Raw genomic sequence first — 16492 nt, 5'->3', positions numbered from 1 at the left:
ATTATCCAGTACTGAATCCTTGAGAGGGGCCTGACGGGTCCGGAATGGCCTTGGGGCCGAGCGATGTCAATATCCCGTCAGCCCCCCGCACCTCGATGAGTACCCACCTGCCTTCCTTCCTCGGCGCCTTCACGGCGCTTCCCGACCCGGCCTACGTGCTCGATGCCACGGGCCGCATCCTGGCGTGCAGCACATCGGGAGCGCGGGCGTTCGGCCAGGGGCCGGAGGGGCTGGTGGGCCGGCACTGGGGCGAGCTGGGCGTCCCCCTGGAGGATGCCGCGCGGTTGGATGCGGCGCGGGTGCAGGCCTCGACTCGCGGCGACGCCGTCACGGTGGAGCTGCCGTGGCCGGTGGACGCGGGGCTGCGCCGCCACGCCCTGGTGCTCACGCCGCTGCCCTCCGAGGGTGGCGCCCGCACCGTGCTGGTGACGGCGAGGCCGCTCACGGAAGCGGAGGCCGTGTACTCGCGCGCGCTGGAGCTGGAGCAGGCCGCGCGGGCCGAGGTCGAACAGGCCGAGCGCCGCCGCTCGTTCCTGTACCAGGCGATGACGACGCTGTTCACCCATCCGCCTGATCCGCACGGCATGTACACGCTGCTGGCGCACCTGGCGGTGCCGGACCTGGCGGACTGGTGTCTGGTGGACGCGCTGGAGCAGGGCCCCTTCGTGTCCCGCGTGGCGGTGGCGTGCCTGGACCCGACGCAGCAGGAGCGCGCGAGCGCGCTGCCCCAGCGAATCGAGAAGCGCGACGACGCGCCGGTGGGCTTGCTGCGCGTGCTGCGCACCGGGGAGCCGGAGCTGGTGCCCGCGGTGACGGACTCGCTGTTGCGCGCGGCGGCGGCGGAGCCCGCGCACCCCACCCTGCTGCGCACGCTCCAGGCGCGCTCGTACATGATCATCCCGCTGCGCGCGCGCGGGAACACGCTGGGCGCGGTGACGTTCGTCTCCTCGGGCTCCGGGCGGCGGTATGGACCGGATGACCTGGCGCTGGCGGAGGACCTGTGCCTGCGCGCAAGCCTGGCCATCGACAACGCGCGGCTGGTGGGCGAATCGCGCCGGGCCGCTCGGGCGCGCGAGGACCTGCTGGCCGTCGTCTCGCACGACTTGAAGAACCCGCTGGGCGTGGTGCAGTTGGGCGCGGCGCTGCTCCTGCGCGGGCCGGGCGCGCGGCCGGGTGGAGAAATCGTCACCAAGCAGGCCACGCGCATCCAGGACGCGACGGACCGGATGTCGCGCCTCATCTCGGACCTGCTGGACTGGGGCCGGCTGGAGGCGGGCGGGCTGCCGCTGGAGCTGGGTGAGCACTCGGTGGCGGGGCTCGTCGCGGAGGCGATGGAGTCCATCCGGCCCCTCGCGGAGGCCAAGGGACTGCACCTGCACCCCCAGCCCCCGCCCGAGGACGTGCGCACCCGGTGCGACCGGACTCGCGTGCTCCAGGTGATGGGCAACCTCCTGGGCAACGCGGTGAAGTTCACCCCGGCGGGAGGGGACTTGGACGTGGGGGCCGTCGTGCGCAACGGCGAGGTGTGCTTCCACGTGAGGGACACGGGCGCGGGCATCGACGCCGAGGCGCTGCCGCACATCTTCGACCGGTACTGGCAGGCGCGCGACGCGGCCAGCCGGGGCACGGGCCTGGGGCTCGCCATCGCCAAGGGGCTCGTCGAAGCCCACGGCGGAAGCATCCACGCCCGGAGCACGCCGGGCGAGGGCAGCACCTTCTCCTTCACGCTGCCCCTGTCCTCCGCGACCCACTCCACTCGCACGTCATCGCGCGTGGACGCCTGAGTTTCTCCGGGGGCGAGTAGAGTCCTCCCCGGACATGCTCACCACCGAGCCGCTTCCCACCGCATTCCTGCTCGCCGTCTGCGGCGCGTTGCTCGCGCTCAGCGTGCTGTTCAGTCGCGCGTCCGGACGCTTCGGCATCCCCGTGGCGCTGCTGTTCCTGGGCGTGGGCATGTTGGCGGGCTCGGATGGGCCCGGCGGCATCGCGTTCGACAACTACAGCTTCGCCTTCCGCCTGGGCACGGTGGCGCTGGTCCTCATCCTCTTCGACGGTGGCCTCAACACGCCGCTGGCGGCCATCCACTCCGCGCTGCGCCCGGCGGCGGCGCTGGCCACGGTGGGCGTGGTGGCCACGGCCGCGCTGATGGGCGCGGCGACGCACTACCTGTTCGGCTTCGGGTGGACGCAGGCGCTGTTGCTGGGCGCCATCGTCTCCTCCACGGACGCGGCGGCTGTCTTCTCCGTGCTGCGAGGCAGCGGGCTGCACCTGAAGCGGCGGGTGGGCACCACGCTGGAGCTGGAGTCGGGGCTCAACGACCCCATGGCCGTCATCCTCACCATCGGCCTGACGCAGAGCCTGGCGAGCGGGAAGGCTCCCGGCTGGGAGCTGGTGGGAGCGGCGCTGGTGGAGATGGTGGTGGGCGCCGGCCTGGGCCTGGCCATGGGCTGGGGCGCGCGGCTGGTCCTCAAGCGCCTGCGCCTGCGCGTGGCGGGGTTGTATCCGGTGATGACGCTGGCGCTGGCGTTCCTGTCCTTCGGCCTGCCCACGCTGTTGCACGGCAGCGGCTTCCTGGCCGTGTACATCGTCGGAATCGCGCTGGGCAACGAGACCATCCGCTACCGCACCGGACTGTTGCGCGTGCATGACGCGCTGGCGTGGCTGTCCCAGGTGTTGATGTTCCTGGTGCTCGGGTTGCTGGTGTATCCGCGCAACCTCATCGACGTGGCCTGGGTGGGCCTGGTCCTGGGCCTCATCCTCGCCTTCGTGGCGAGGCCGCTGGCGGCGCTCTTGTGCCTGCTGCCCTTCAAGTTCCCCCTGGGGGAAATCGTCTTCACGGGGTGGGTGGGGCTGCGCGGCGCGGTGCCCATCATCCTGGCCACCTTCCCGGTGCTGTCCGGCACGGAGGGGGCGCGCGACATCTTCAACATCGTGTTCTTCATCGTGGTGGTGAACGGGCTGGTGCCCGGCGCCACGGTGCCGTGGGTGACGCGCAAGCTGGGACTTGCCGCCAACGTGCCCGAGCCGCCCCAGGCCGTGCTCGAAATCGCCTCCACCCAGCTCCTCAAGGGCGAGGTCAGCTCGTTCTACATCCACCAGGCCTCGGCCGTGGCGGGTGAGCGGCTGGCGGACCTGCCCTTCCCCCCGGGCTCCTCCGCGATGCTCCTGGTGCGAGGCCAGGAGCTCGTCGCACCCAAGGGCGACACCGTGTTCCAGCAGGGGGACCACGTGTATGTCATTGGCCACACCGAGGACCTGGCCCTGCTGCGGCTGCTCTTCGGCCAGCAGGAGGACGAGTAGCCCCGTCCGTGGCTTTCCGTTGCCCGGGTACGGCCCCGCCATTGGCTTGGGCCGGCGATGCGGGCCTCGACCATCCTGGAGCGTGAGTCGATTCAGGTGACGGACTTCCGGTGCGACGCCGGCCCCGAGGACGCGCCCTTCGTCGAGCAGCACCGCGCCTTCTCCGTGGCCTATGTGCGCAAGGGCACCTTCTGCTACCGCACGCGCGGCGAGGCCTTCGAGCTCGTCGCGGGCTCGCTGCTGATTGGCCACCCCGGGGATGAGTACATGTGCTCGCACGAGCACCTCCGCGGCGATGAGTGCCTGTCCTTCAAGCTGGCCCCGGCGCTGCTGGAGTCGATGGGGCTTTCGCCCGAGGGCTGGCGCAGCGGCGGAGTGCCTCCCCTGCCGGAGCTGATGGTGCTCGGGGAGCTGGCCCAGGCCACCGCCGAGGGCTCGAGTGATTTGGGGATGGACAAGGTCGTGGGCGTGACGCCACACCAGTACGTGCCGCGCTCCCGGCTGCGCCATGCGGCGCGGCTGCTCGCGGATGACTCGCGCTCCATCACCGACGTGGCCTTCGACGTGGGCTTCGGGGACCTCTCCAACTTCGTGCGCACCTTCCACCGCGCGGCGGGCGTGTCTCCCGGACGCTTCCGCCAGGCGGCCCGCGGCGAGCGCAATTTCCTCCAAGAGCGACTCGCCCCTCGCCCCGTACGGTGACGGCCTCTCTCACACAGAGGTCATCGTGTTCGACCACATCGGATTGAAGGTGAAGGACCTGGACGCCAGCGTGCGCTTCTACACCGCCGCGCTCGCGCCCCTGGGATTTGGATTGTGCTCGCGGGACGACTCGAGCGCGGGCTTCGGTCCTCCGGGGGAGCCCGCGCTGTGGCTCTACCCACGCAAGGCACGGCGGGGCCCGGCAGCCACCTGGCGTTCTGCGCCTCGCAGCACGCCGCCGTGGACCGCTTCCACGCCAGCGGACTGGAGGCTGGCGGCAAGGACAACGGGAGGCCCGGCGTGCGCGCCGACTACAGCCCCACGTACTGCGCCGCGTTCTTGAAGGACCCCGACGGCAACAACATCGAGGCCGTCTGTCTGAAGTGACGTGAAGCGTGACGCTCCCGGCGCGGCGGGCCGGGAGCGTTGCTCGTTCCGGCGCGCTACTGCCGCATCATCTCGTGCTGGAAGCGGGCCTCGGCCTTCTTCGCCGGGTCCGCGTGGTCCGGGTGGAAGTCCGGCTTGAGGTCGAAGTCCACGCGCAGCACGCGGCCGGTGAAGCGGGAGTTGGACGGGTACTCGGGGCTCACCGCCGTGCCCTTGTCCCAGCCCACGTCGAAGGTCTCATCCATCGAGTAGCCCACCGGCACCGTCCGGGGAATCGGCGCCTGCGACACCTTCTTCCCGTCGACGTAGAGCCGCCCCGTGCCACCCGCGCCGAAGGGCTCCGGTCCGGTCTTCTCGAACTCGTAGCGAAGCAAGTGCTTGCCGGGCTTCAGCGCCTCCTTGCCACGGATGTATGTGAGTTCGGGTCCGGGGAAGTTGTAGCAGAACACCGGCACGCCCTTCTTGAGGTACAGCGTGAAGCCCGCGGAGCTTCCGCCGAGCGCGACGATGGGGCCATTCGCATCGCCCGCGGGCACCTCCACCTCCGCCGTCATCTCCCAGGAGCGGTTCTTCGTGTCCGGCCCGGCGAACTCCTGGATGCGCACGGCGCCCTCGTAATACGTCATGCGCTCGCGCTCCGCGTAGAGCCCCGCGCGGCCCAGCGCGCGCATCTGGAAGCGGTCATCCAGCGGCAGCACCTGGTAGCGCCCCGCCTCCGCCCACCACATGCCCACCATCTCGATGAGCTTCTTCACCATCGGGTCGCTCAGGTTGGCGCGGTCCCGGCCCTTCATCAAATCGTTGGACTCGGTGGGGTCGTCGACGACGTTGTAGAGCTCCCAGTGGTCCTCGTCGAAGCTCCACCGCGCCTTGTTCTCCCACGGCTTGCGCCCGTGGTACGTCACGACCTTCCAGCCGTCGTGGTACAGGCCCCGGTTGCCGAGCATCTCGAAGTACTGGGTGGCGTGGTTGGTCGGCGCCTCCGCGTCGTCGAACGAGTAGTTCATCGGGAAGCCCTCGACGGGCGCCTGCTGCACCGTGTTGATGAAGCGGGGCTCCTCCACGCCAATCGCCTCCAGAATCGTCGGGACGATGTCGATGCAGTGGTGGTACTGCGTGCGCAGCTCGCCCCTGGCTTCGATTCCGCGCGGCCAGTGGACGATGAGCGGGTTTCTCACCCCGCCGAAGTGCGTGTACTGCTTGCAGAGCTGGAACGGCGTGTTGCCAGCCATGGCCCAGCCCACCGGGTAGTGGTTGTACGAGCCGGGCTGGCCGAACTGGTCGATGCGCGCCAGGTTCCGAGCCACCGTCTCCTGCGCGTTGTTCGCCACGGACTGCTCGTTGAACAGGCCCGTCAGCGTGCCCTCACCGGAGGAGCCGTTGTCCCCGATGAAGACGAACACCAGCGTGTTGTCGAGCTGCCCCGTGCGCTCCAGGAACTCCATCAGCCGGCCGAGCTGCGCGTCGGCGTGCTCGATGAAGCCCGCGTACAGCTCCGCCATGCGCGCGAAGAGGCGCTTCTCGTCGGCGGAGAGCGAGTCCCACTTCTGCACGCCCTCCAGCATGGGCGCGAGCTTCGAGTGCTCGGGGATGATGCCCAGCTTCTTCTGCTGGGCCAGCACCTTCTCGCGGTAGGCGTCCCAGCCCATGTCGAACTGGCCCTTGTACTTGTCCGCCCACTCGGGCGCGACGTGGTGGGGCGCGTGCGCGCACCCCAGCGCGAGCCACGTCAGCCACGGCTTCGCCGGGTCCGCCGAGTGGTGCTGCGAAATCCAGCTCATGGCCCGGTCCACCAGGTCCGCGGACAGGTGGTAGCCCTCTTCGGGCGTGGCTGGCGGGTCGACGGCCTCGCGGTCCAGGAAGAGCTTCGGCTCCCACTGGTCGCAGTCGCCCCCGAGAAAGCCATAGAAGCGGTCGAAGCCGAAGACGGAGCCCGTGGGCCAGCGGTCATAGGGCCCGGCGATGGTCGTCTCTTCGGACGGCGTGTTGTGCCACTTGCCAATGCAGTAGCTGGTGTATCCGTGTTGATGGAGCATGGCGGGCACTCCCGCCTTGTCCTGCGGCTGACGGCCGTTGTAGCAGGGGAAGCCCGTGGCCAGTTCGGTGATGTTGGCCATGCCCACGGAGTGGTGGTTGCGGCCGGTGACGAGACAGGAGCGCGTGGGCGAGCACAGCGCCGTGGTGGTGAAGTGCGTGTAGCGCAGGCCCTGCCTGGCCAGCTTCATCAGCGTGGGCGTGCGAATCATGCCGCCGAAGGGCTCACACCAGCCGAAGCCGACGTCGTCCAGGATGACGTAGAGGATGTTGGGCGCGTCCTTCGGTGCCTTGGGCGGCATCGGGAAGGCCGGCTCGGATTCCTCGTACGTGCGACCAATGCGGCCCGGGAAGCGCTCTCCCTCCCGATAGGTCTTCATCGGCGTGTCCGCTTTCACGCCCCCGCCACCACCGTTGGCGCCCTGCTTCTTGCGCTTGTCCTTGCTCATGCGGGCCTCCCAGGCACCGCCTGAAGGTGAAAGGGCGCGAGCGCTTCGGCATCGTCCCGGTGGCGCGGGCGTTCGAGGGAGCGGGCGGAGGGTGCGGACTAACGCCGTGGTTTCGGGGGTGTTCGCTTGCTTCGCGCGGCCGGCGCGGTGGAGCGCAGGATGCGGCGGAAGGTGGGGCACTCCAGGTGGCTGGGCGCGGGACAGACGGCGGCGTGGCGCAGGCGATCGCGCATGGCGCTGAGCTCTCGAATCGTCCTGTCCAGCTCGTCCGCCCGGGCCGAGAGCAGCTTCCGGTCCAGGCGCAGGCGTCCGTCCGGCGCGAACATGCGCGCGATGTCCTCCAGCGAGAAGCCAGCGGCGCGGCCCATGGCGATGAGCGACAGGCGCTCCAGTACGTCAGGAGCGAACAGTCGGCGCAGACCGCGCCGGCCGGTGGAGGACAACAGTCCCCTGGCCTCGTAGAACCGGAGTGTCGAGGCGGGAACGCCGGACCGCCGCGCCACCTCCGTGATGTCCAGGTCTCTCACCCGCTTGACCTCAAGTCGACTTGAACTGGCACAGTTGAGCTTCCGCTGCCTGAAGGCAAGTCGAAGGAGACACGCATGAGTGCCACGAACGCGCCCGAGAACGAGCAGTCGAAGATGTGGAACGGCACCTCCGGGAACGCCTGGGTCGACCTGCGGGAGGTGCTGGATGGGATGTTCCAGCCGTTCGAGGACCTGCTCGTCGCGGCGGTGTCCCCGGACTCCGGAGGACGGGTGCTCGACATCGGCTGTGGCACGGGCGCGACCACACTCGCTGTCGCTCGGAAGCTGGGAGCCAAGGGGCGCTGTGTCGGCATCGATATCTCGGAGCCGATGCTCGCCGTCGCACGGGCACGGGCCGAGCAGGACGGTACGCCGGCGCGCTTCGTCCACGGCGACCCGCAGAGCCATGTGTTAGAGCCCGCGAGCTTCGATGTGCTCATCTCGCGCTTCGGTGTGATGTTCTTCGACGACCCGGTCCGGGCCTTCACGAATCTGAGAGGGGCCGTGAGGGAGGGTGGCGAGGTCAGGTTCATCGCCTGGCGGAGTGGCTCGGAGAATCCGTTCATGACCACGGCCGAGCGCGCGGCTGCGCCACTGCTGCCAGAGCTTCCCGTTCGGAAATCGGACGGGCCAGGGCAGTTCGCGTTCGCGGACCCGAGCCGCGTCCAGGCCCTCCTGGAGCAGAGCGGTTGGGCTGACGTCGAGCTGCGGCCCATCGATGTGAATTGCGCCTTCCCCGAGAAGGAGCTGGTCCGCTACCTGAGTCGGCTCGGCCCCGTGGGCTCGTTTCTTCAAGGGGCGGATGAGCAGACTCGCACGCGGGTTCTCGGCGCGGTGCGCGCGGCCTTCGAGACCTTCGTGCAAGGAGAAGAGGTCCGCTTCACCGCGGCCTGCTGGTGGATTACCGCGCGTGCGCCCGCCGCGTCATCGGGTCCCAACCAAAGCCGGTGACGCCGCGACGACCTGTGCAGGGTATGAGTCCATGCACTGACGTCGTCCAGCTTCGCACAACAGGCTTCATGTCCGGCCTCCGCCAAACCTCCTCCCCGCTGGACCCAGAGGCTCTTGAAGGACTAGACAGACGGGTGCACTCGGATGGAGGTGCGCGCTTATGGAAATGGGAGAGATCATCTCACAGGCATCCGCTCATCACCCGGAGAAATGCCCATTCTGTCCTGCGGCGAAGGACGAGGACTTCGTCAGTCATCCTGGTGCGAAGGCCACAGGTACGGTGCTCGGGAAAATCATGGTGGCTCCGGACGAACTCCCGTCACAACAGGGGGGAGCAAGGCCCAAGGATGGAGGGGAGCAGCGGCAGGCGAAATCCAAGGCACAGCCCAGGCCATCGCCTCCGTTATCGCATCCAGAATTCGGTCCCTACTCGTACGAAGCCCATCACCTCATCCCTGGCAAGCAACGCCTGCTCAAATCGGAAAGCGATGCAAAGGTGATGGACGGACACCCCATCGAGAGATGGATACGCAAGGGGAAAGCCATCAAGAAGGATACGGGGTACTCCATCAACAACTCGGACAACGGTGCCTGGCTCGCATCCGCTCCGGAGAACGTCAAGAAGCTCCGTGGCCGCACCCCGGAGCGCCCCTGGGAGCGTGATGCGCACCCCAGTCCCCACCCCGACGCGCTGACGCAACGGGAGAAGAACGAGATTGCCGACTTCGCCATGAAGACGGAGGGCCAGTTCCATTACGGCAAACATGCCATTACCAATGAGGAAGGCTCCGCTGAGAGCTACCCGAGTGTCGTGTCGAAGCGACTGACCGAACTCGACAATCGAATCGTGGCCTGGTCGAAGGTGTGCTCTCTTTGCGAGGCGAAGCCATCGAAACCTCCCTATGACCCCGCCTGGCGGGTCAATGAGATGCTGGACCTCATTTCCGGATGGATTCGCAACGAGATTCAACTGTCGAGCCCCGCGTCCTGGACGTACTTCATTTCAGCACACGCCATGCGGCGGAGCCAGGCACTCAAATCCAAGAAGATTCGTTCATTGTAATCCGAGGAAGCGCGCATGTTCTTCCGACTCGAACCCGATATCTACGCGACCGCTGGCATCAGGGAAGACCCTTCTCTCCCGGGGTTTGGCACCACATTCCTGGGAGGAGCGCGAATCATCGAGCCGCTTCCGCGCCCTCTCATCTTCGAGTCGAACTTCACTCAAGCCAACCCACCCAAGGCCTTTCTTGGAGCGTCCATTCCGGTGTGGTCCGCCGACCTCGTGGAACTCCTCAGGCGGATTGGTGTGGACAACTTCGAGTGCTTCGAGGCGACCATCCAGGGCCAGGGGACAGGTGCTCAATGGCGTGGATATTTCGCCATCAACGTCCTCGGACTGGTGGCGGCAGCGGACATGTCGAAGTCAAGGTATACCGAAATCATGAGTTCTCCAGGCGGGACGCCCTTCGCTGGCTTCACGGAACTCGTGGTGGATGGGAAGAAGGCGCGCCCCTTCGATTTGTTCCGGTTGGCTGAGAACATGGGGACGCTCCTGGCAAGTGAGCGTGTCATTGATGCCCTTCAGGACCATCCCCGGACGGGCGGCTGGGGAATCTCCGCCATCGAGGTCGAGGAGTCCTGAACAGGCTCGTGCCCGGACTCAGCTTCCGCGTGCCTCTCCCAGAAGCACCGCGGCTCGGCTCTCCCGGTCCGAAGAGGCCCACACGAGGATGGGTCCTGCTCGGTAACCTTTGTCGAGCCCCAGGGCCGCGAGGCCCGACATCATGGGGCCGAGCGCGGCGCCGAGGTCTCCCGTGCACTCGATGGGATGCTCGAGGTGCAGGTGCTCCTCGAAGTGTTGGCTGTGGCGAAGATGCGCCACACCCCACTCCTTGGCCCAGAAGTTCTCACCGTTGAAGCTGGCGTACACGCTGCGAACCCTTGGCATGTGCGCCTGACTGGCCGCGAAAAGCCGCCCCAGTGCTCGGGCAAGCCCCTCTCCCCGGTACGGCTCCTGGCTGTAGAGATGCCCCGGTTCCTTGTCCTGACCGAGCGCCAGCAACCGCGCCAGGGGAACATATTTCCGTCGCCGCGCCTCCCAGGATGTTCCAAGGCGCAGGAAGGCCGCCCCTTCCCCTGGAATGAACCCCTCGAGCGCGCCTTCCACGAGGAGCCGGCCCTCCATCTCCAAGGCTCCGAGCAAGCGGAGGTCCAGGTAGGTGTCCACACCGCCCACGAGCACCGTGCGGAAGCGCCCTTCGCGCAGGGACTGGCAGGCGCTCTCCATGGCGACCAACCCCCCAGCCCTTCCCAGAGGGAAGAGGCGGCTCTGGGGCAGGTCGAACTTCACGCCGGACTGCACGGACAGGTGTTCGAGGAAGGAAGCACCGATGGGTTCCTCCGGGTTCGGAGTCTCGGGCAGAGCCAGGAACAGGGGAGGAACGTCACCGTCAGGACACGCCTCCTGGAGCGCTCGCGTCGCCAGCCGCAGCATCCGCCGGTAGCGGGCCGTCAGCGGGCGCTCATCGAGCCGTAGTCCCTTGTTCAGCGGCGGCAGGTATTCGTCTTCCAGGAAGGCCGCACGCAAGGCCTGAAGCTTGCTGTCCTGGATGGGGGAAAGCTTCACGCGGGAGATGCCCGCGCGCACGGCCGCCGCCGAGGCTCCGGCCGTGAGTCCTACCGGCGTGGTCATTCCAATGGACAGGATGTCTGCAATCTCGTTCATGGAATTCCGACTCCCCTGGCCCAAGTGGACAGCGGTGCGCATCCCAGCCACACCGACCCACCCTCCAGATGACAGGGTTCAACGCCGGCTTTCTCTTAGCAGGCATTCCGCGTGTTTTGTCTGACAACCGATGCGATGGTAACGTATTGCCTGAAGCACACCCTTGCCAACGAACCAGGACTCATGGCCTCGCCAATGCCCACGAAGCTGGGGAGTGGTCTTGTCAAAGAAGAAGCGGATGAGTGCATCTGGGAGGGTCGCGAGGGCCGCATCGTCGGAATGAACGAGCAAGGGCAGCCTCTCGTGGATTTCATTGGCAACACGCAAGGACCCAGAATCGCTCGCAAGACGATTCCACTTGAGTCGAGCACGCTGCGTGCCTTCATCGATAGTGGACGGCGGGTCGAGCTGCGCTTCGAGGACGGGCATGCCCAGCTCCCCATCATCGTTTCGTTGGGGCCTCCCCCTCCTTCATCCGCCCCACCAGCGACCGCGGACCCGACCTCTCCGGTTCATGTCATCAAAGGAGGAGATGAGCTGGTCTTCCAGTGCGGCAAGGCGAGCATCACGCTGCGGCGTAACGGCAAGATCATCATCAAGGGAACCTATGTCGAGACGCAGTCCGAAGGAGTGAACCGCATCAAGGGCGGGTCAATCCAGCTCGGCTGAGCACGCGACCATGCGATACATGAAGGACGTATTCGAGGAGCATCTCGACGAGGCGACCTGGCTTTGGGGGCGATGGGAGCGAGCCCTGCTTGCGCCGGACCATGACCTCTCGGAGCTGGCGGAGCTGGAAGTCCGGCTGCTGGCCCACTTGGATGGGCTGGCGGAAGGCGGGGAGGACGTGGCAGAGGTCCTTCTCCATCCAGGGCTGGATTCCAAAGAGGACTGGCACGCCAGCGTCGCGGCCTACGCCTTGTTGGTCGAGGCAGTACCCGAAGGAGTGCTGGCCCTGGTGCGCGGTGCAAGTCTGGCCCAGCGCCCCGCCGTGCGGAGAGCCTTGGAGCTCTGCGACCAGTCACGACTCGGAAACATCCTGCAGCCACTGCTATCCTCGGACGACCTGGACGTGACCGCTACGGCGTTGGAGGTGCTCGTCGCCCGAAGTGACATCGAGGACTCCCGGTTGGTGCCATTCCTCGCGAGCGATGACTCGCGAGCGCGTATCGCCGCCATGAAAGGGAGCCGCGACCTGTCGGATTCGACTCCCCGAAAAGCACTCATGCACGCCCTTGTCTCCGCTCATCCGGACATTCGCGATGCGGCCATCGAGTGGGGGATGGCGATGGGGACTCGCGATGCATGGACTGCCTGCCAGAAGGCCGTGGAGAAGGGGGACGACCACGCCCGTGAACCCATGATTCTCTGGGCGCTGGGATGTGAGCAGACGGAGCTGGCGCTGTTGCTCTCGCTGCTGCATGTGCCCGAAAGGCGCATGGAAGCGCTGTGGGCACTCGGGTTCAGTGGACGGCTTGCCGCCGCGGACGCCTGCCTGGAATGGATGGGGGACTCGAATCTGAAGGTGGCCCGGCTCGCGGGAGAGGCTTTTGGCGCCATCTCAGGGCTGCGACTGGAAGGAACATATGCCGTGCCCCCGAAAGAGCCCCTGGAAGAGCCCATTCCCCTCAACCAGGAGGACCTCGATGCGGACCTCGTGCCGCGACCCGAGGACGAACTTCCCGTGCCGGATGCCGAATCCGTCGCCCGCTGGTGGCACACGAACCGTGCGAACCTCGACGGGAAAATTCGTTATTCGAGGGGGCAGCCCTTCCAGGCAGGTGTGCTCCTCGAAGCACTGGAGCAAGGCCCCTTGAGACGTCGGCACGTGCTGGCGCGAGTTTTGGATTTACACACCCGCCGAAGACTCTTCGTCCCGACTCGGGCCTGGACGCGCACTCAGTACGCCGCATTGACACAGGCAAAGGCCGCGGCTCTCCCCCTTCGCCGCCTCGAATGGAGATGAACCTCGGGTCGAGGGTCCTTGGTATCCCATGCTCCAGCTCCGCAACGAATCTCCTTTTGTGCCGGGTTTGTTCCTGTTCCCAGATGAGCAGGGGGTGGACACGCTTTACGTGGTGGTCAAGGCCACGTTCGAGCTGGAGGGGAATCACCTGTCCATTGCGTCAAAGCAGCAACCACTGGTGCTCGCGGATGAGCACTGGGGCGTCCCGGGGCAATCGAGCCTCAAGAGTGCGACCGAGGCACATCTGTTGAAGCCAGGGACGGATGTCCTGTTGAAAGGCTCGGCTCACGCACCGCGCGGGAAGCCCGTCGACACGTGTTGGGCCTCCGTTCGCGTGGGGCCTGTTCGGCAAGTGATTCAGGTCTTCGGGGATCGCCATTGGCAAGGGGGCGTGTTTTCTCCCACGGCATCATCTCCGGAACCCTTCGTGACGATGCCGCTCGTTTGGGAGAGGGCTTTTGGAGGCCTTCATGCGCCAGAGGGTGGAGAGGTGCTGGGTGAAGCACGCAATCCCGTGGGCCGAGGTTTCAGGGGAAGGCGCAGCGCTTCGGAAATGAAGGGACGCGCCCTGCCCAATCTCGAGGACCCCGAGAACCCCATCCGCGGAATCTCGGACACGCCAACTCCCATGGCCCCGGGCCCGATAGCTCCGTCCTGGCAACCTCGAAAGGGGTGTGCGGGAACCTACGGCGCGGCCTGGAAGTCGACCCGCGCCCCCTATCTTCCGGTGGATTTCCGTCCGGCCTTCTTCCAGGTGGCGCCTCCACCCTTATGGGCACACGAGGGGTTGAAGGGAGGCGAAGGGGTGGAGCTCCTGAACGTGTCGCCCCAGGGAAGTCATCGATTCGCGCTGCCCTGTTGTGAGTGGGAAGTCGAGGCGCGCATCGGCGGGACACTGGAACGCCCAATCCTCCGGCTGGAAACCGTGTTGCTGGAGCCGGACGCCAGACAGATAAGCCTCACATGGCGCGGGGCCGTGAACTGCGACAAGCGCTCACTGAAGATTCAGGAAGTACGCTTCGGGGTAAAAGCCCTGGAGGGAGTGCAGGGATAGTCAGACATGTCCATGTCCGGCGATGCGGACGGGCAACACCCGAGAAGAACGAGATGGGAACCAAGGTCTTCGCCAATGGGCGAGGGATTGCGACAGAGGATGGAGGCGGGCAGAGCATCGTCTTTCCAGATGTGTGCAAGACGCCCAGCCCGGGAGGGCCCGTGCCCATCCCTTATCCAAACATTGGCAAGTCTTCAGATGCGAGCAAGGGACCGAAGAAGGTGACGGTCAATGGCAAGATGCCCATGGTCAAGGGTGCGCAATACAAGTCGACGTCAGGTGATGAGGCTGGGACCGCCGGCGGAGGCGTCGTGAGCAGTTCGACCCAAGGGCCCGCGGAATTCATGCTGTACTCGTTCGATGTGAAGTTCGAGGGGAAGAACGTCTGCCGGCTCGGGGACCCGCTATTCCACAACAAGAAGAACACCATGGGGTAGGTCGGCAACCTCAGGGCCCGCACGCAGCGCGCAATACCCTGGCTGAGTTGCCGAGGACTCCAGACACCGCTGCAGTGGCCCGTGGCAACCACCCGGGATTGCTCGCGCCCCGCCGTCCGTGCGAGGAAGCGGGTCATGTCCTTCCTGCATCAGGCGCTGGTGTTCCTGGGTGCCGCGGTGGTGTCCGTCCCGCTGTTCAAGCGGCTCGGGCTGGGCTCGGTGCTCGGCTACCTGGTGGCCGGCGCCATCATCGGCCCCTCCGGCGCGCAGCTCATCGGCGACGTGGAGAACGTCCTCCACTTCTCCGAGCTGGGCGTCGTGCTCCTCCTGTTCGTCATCGGCCTGGAGCTGCAGCCCTCCCGCCTGTGGAACCTGCGCCACTCCGTCTTCGGCATGGGCGGCGCCCAGGTGCTCATCTCCGGCGCGCTGCTCGCCACCGCCTGCTTCCTCTTCGGACTGCCGCTCGGCACCGCTGTCATCGCCGGCTTTGGGCTCTCCCTCTCCTCCACCGCCTTCGCCCTCCAGCTCCTCGCCGAACGCAACCAGCTCACCACCGGCTACGGCCGCCTCGCCTTCGGCATCCTCCTCTTCCAGGACCTGGCCGTCATTCCCCTCCTGGCCCTGCTGCCCCTGCTCGGCCACACCGACGCCGCCTCCGCCGAGCCCGGCTGGCGCACCGGCTTCAAGGTCCTCGTCGTCCTCGTCAGCGTCGTGCTCTCCGGCCGCTTCCTCCTGCGCCCCCTCTTCCGCGCCGTCGCGTCCTTCCACAGCCAGGAGCTCTTCACCGCCACCGCGCTGCTCGTCGTCGTCGGCACCGCCGCCCTCCTCAACGCCGTGGGCCTCTCCATGGCCCTGGGCGCCTTCCTCGCCGGCGTCCTCCTGTCCGAGTCCGAGTACCGCCACGAGCTCGAAGCCGACATCGAGCCCTTCAAGGGCCTCTTGCTCGGCCTGTTCTTCATCGCCGTGGGCATGAGCGTGAACCTGGGCCTCATCATCGAGCGCCCCGGCCTCATCACCGGCCTCGTCATCGGCCTCGTCGCCATCAAGGGCGCCGTGCTCTACGGACTGGGACGCTTCAACCTCAAGGAGAACGAGCCCGCGCTCAGCCTGGGCGTCGTCATCTCCCAGGGCGGCGAGTTCGCCTTCGTCCTCTTCGCCCTCGCCGTGTCCTTCCACGTCATGTCCACGGAGCTTTCGGACCTGCTCGTCGTCGTCGTGGGCCTGTCCATGGCCACCACGCCCCTGCTCTACGTCGCCTATGAGCGCTGGGGCCGCCCCCGCTTCCAGGCGAAGACGCAGGCCCGCGAGTACGACGTCGCCCCCGACGAGGACCACCCCGTCATCATCGCCGGCTTCGGCCGCGTGGGTCAGGTCGTCGGCCGCCTGCTGCGCGCCAAGCGCATCACCTTCACCGCCATCGACGCCAGCCCCGAGCACATCGACTTCATGAAGCGCTTCGGCAGCCAGGTGTTCTACGGCGATGCCTCCCGGCTCGACCTGCTGCGCGCCGCTCGCGCCGACAAGGCCCGCGTCTTCGTGCTCGCCATCGACGACGTCGAGGCCTCCATGCGCACCGCCAGGACGGTGAAGGAGCACTTCCCCCACCTCACCATCTTCGCCCGCGCCCGCAACCGCGTGCACGCGTACCAACTGCTGGATTTGGGCATCGAACACGTGATGCGCGAGACGTTCGCCGGCAGCGTGGAGATGGGCGGCGACATCCTCCAGACGATGGGCCTCACCTTCTCCGAGAGCCACCGCGTCATGGAGCGCCTGAAGGACCACGACGAGAAGCTCCTGCGCGAGACGGCCCGCTTCCACCGCGACGAACAGAAGCTCGTGGAGGCCGCCGCCCGCGCCCGCAGGGAGCTGGAGAGCCTCTTCGAACAGGACGACGCCGAGGCCAAGAAGTCCGCCTGAACCACCGCCTGGGTGGAGTCCCCGGACAGGCCCGCCC

15 protein-coding genes are annotated in these 16492 nt (G+C 67.0%); 12 read left to right on the top strand and 3 right to left on the bottom strand.

Going from position 1 to position 16492, the window contains the following annotated elements; translation table 11 throughout:
- The first annotated feature begins 95 nt into the window (after nt 1-95).
- The 4 genes from HUW62_RS14720 to HUW62_RS48730 all read left to right on the top strand — a co-directional run bounded on the left by HUW62_RS14720 (nt 96) and on the right by HUW62_RS48730 (nt 4389).
- Nucleotides 96-1784, top strand: a complete 1689-nt coding sequence (locus HUW62_RS14720) for an ATP-binding protein (RefSeq protein ID WP_176434806.1) — start codon at nt 96-98, stop codon at nt 1782-1784.
- 34 nt (nt 1785-1818) lie between these two features.
- Complete coding sequence (locus HUW62_RS14715) at nt 1819-3300, top strand: potassium/proton antiporter (protein WP_163870962.1); 1482 nt, start codon at nt 1819-1821, stop codon at nt 3298-3300.
- Nucleotides 3301-3357: 57 nt separating this feature from the next.
- A complete protein-coding gene (locus HUW62_RS14710) occupies nt 3358-4002 on the top strand; it encodes a helix-turn-helix transcriptional regulator (RefSeq protein WP_176434805.1) in 645 nt (214 codons plus the stop codon).
- A gap of 168 nt (nt 4003-4170) precedes the next feature.
- Complete coding sequence (locus tag HUW62_RS48730; protein WP_255203438.1) at nt 4171-4389, top strand: hypothetical protein; 219 nt, start codon at nt 4171-4173, stop codon at nt 4387-4389.
- Between the two features lie 56 nt (nt 4390-4445).
- Here HUW62_RS48730 and HUW62_RS14700 read toward each other — a convergent pair whose 3' ends face one another.
- Both HUW62_RS14700 and HUW62_RS14695 read right to left on the bottom strand, forming a co-directional pair.
- Nucleotides 4446-6872 carry an arylsulfatase gene (locus HUW62_RS14700; protein ID WP_255203437.1) on the bottom strand — a complete coding sequence of 809 codons (2427 nt, stop codon included), beginning with the start codon at nt 6870-6872 and terminating at the stop codon, nt 4446-4448.
- Nucleotides 6873-6970: 98 nt separating this feature from the next.
- Nucleotides 6971-7399, bottom strand: coding sequence for a helix-turn-helix domain-containing protein (locus HUW62_RS14695; protein WP_176434804.1), 429 nt, complete (start codon nt 7397-7399; stop codon nt 6971-6973).
- A gap of 75 nt (nt 7400-7474) precedes the next feature.
- Between HUW62_RS14695 and HUW62_RS14690 the strand changes: the two genes are divergently transcribed.
- The 3 genes from HUW62_RS14690 to HUW62_RS14680 all read left to right on the top strand — a co-directional run bounded on the left by HUW62_RS14690 (nt 7475) and on the right by HUW62_RS14680 (nt 9995).
- Nucleotides 7475-8350, top strand: coding sequence for a class I SAM-dependent methyltransferase (locus tag HUW62_RS14690; protein ID WP_176434803.1), 876 nt, complete (start codon nt 7475-7477; stop codon nt 8348-8350).
- 160 nt (nt 8351-8510) lie between these two features.
- A complete protein-coding gene (locus HUW62_RS14685; protein ID WP_176434802.1) occupies nt 8511-9413 on the top strand; it encodes an AHH domain-containing protein in 903 nt (300 codons plus the stop codon).
- Between the two features lie 15 nt (nt 9414-9428).
- Nucleotides 9429-9995, top strand: a complete 567-nt coding sequence (locus HUW62_RS14680; RefSeq protein WP_176434801.1) for a DUF1629 domain-containing protein — start codon at nt 9429-9431, stop codon at nt 9993-9995.
- A gap of 18 nt (nt 9996-10013) precedes the next feature.
- On the opposite strand, the gene HUW62_RS14675 is transcribed toward HUW62_RS14680, so the two are convergent.
- Complete coding sequence (locus HUW62_RS14675) at nt 10014-11078, bottom strand: beta-ketoacyl synthase N-terminal-like domain-containing protein (RefSeq protein ID WP_255203436.1); 1065 nt, start codon at nt 11076-11078, stop codon at nt 10014-10016.
- 195 nt (nt 11079-11273) lie between these two features.
- On the opposite strand from HUW62_RS14675, the gene HUW62_RS14670 reads away from it, so the two are divergent.
- From HUW62_RS14670 to HUW62_RS14650, 5 genes are all read left to right on the top strand, one after another.
- On the top strand, nt 11274-11747 hold the full coding sequence (locus tag HUW62_RS14670) for a DUF6484 domain-containing protein (RefSeq protein ID WP_176434800.1): 474 nt from the start codon (nt 11274-11276) through the stop codon (nt 11745-11747).
- 10 nt (nt 11748-11757) lie between these two features.
- Complete coding sequence (locus tag HUW62_RS14665; RefSeq protein WP_176434799.1) at nt 11758-13044, top strand: TIGR02270 family protein; 1287 nt, start codon at nt 11758-11760, stop codon at nt 13042-13044.
- Between the two features lie 28 nt (nt 13045-13072).
- On the top strand, nt 13073-14098 hold the full coding sequence (locus HUW62_RS14660; protein WP_176434798.1) for a DUF2169 domain-containing protein: 1026 nt from the start codon (nt 13073-13075) through the stop codon (nt 14096-14098).
- Nucleotides 14099-14151: 53 nt separating this feature from the next.
- Nucleotides 14152-14535, top strand: a complete 384-nt coding sequence (locus HUW62_RS14655; protein WP_176434797.1) for a DUF4150 domain-containing protein — start codon at nt 14152-14154, stop codon at nt 14533-14535.
- Between the two features lie 135 nt (nt 14536-14670).
- Complete coding sequence (locus HUW62_RS14650) at nt 14671-16455, top strand: monovalent cation:proton antiporter-2 (CPA2) family protein (protein WP_176434796.1); 1785 nt, start codon at nt 14671-14673, stop codon at nt 16453-16455.
- The last annotated feature ends 37 nt before the right edge of the window (nt 16456-16492 follow it).

Source organism: Myxococcus sp. AM011, assembly GCF_013372595.1.
Lineage (GTDB): Bacteria > Myxococcota > Myxococcia > Myxococcales > Myxococcaceae > Myxococcus > Myxococcus eversor.
This window is presented reverse-complemented; position numbering and strand designations above follow the sequence as displayed.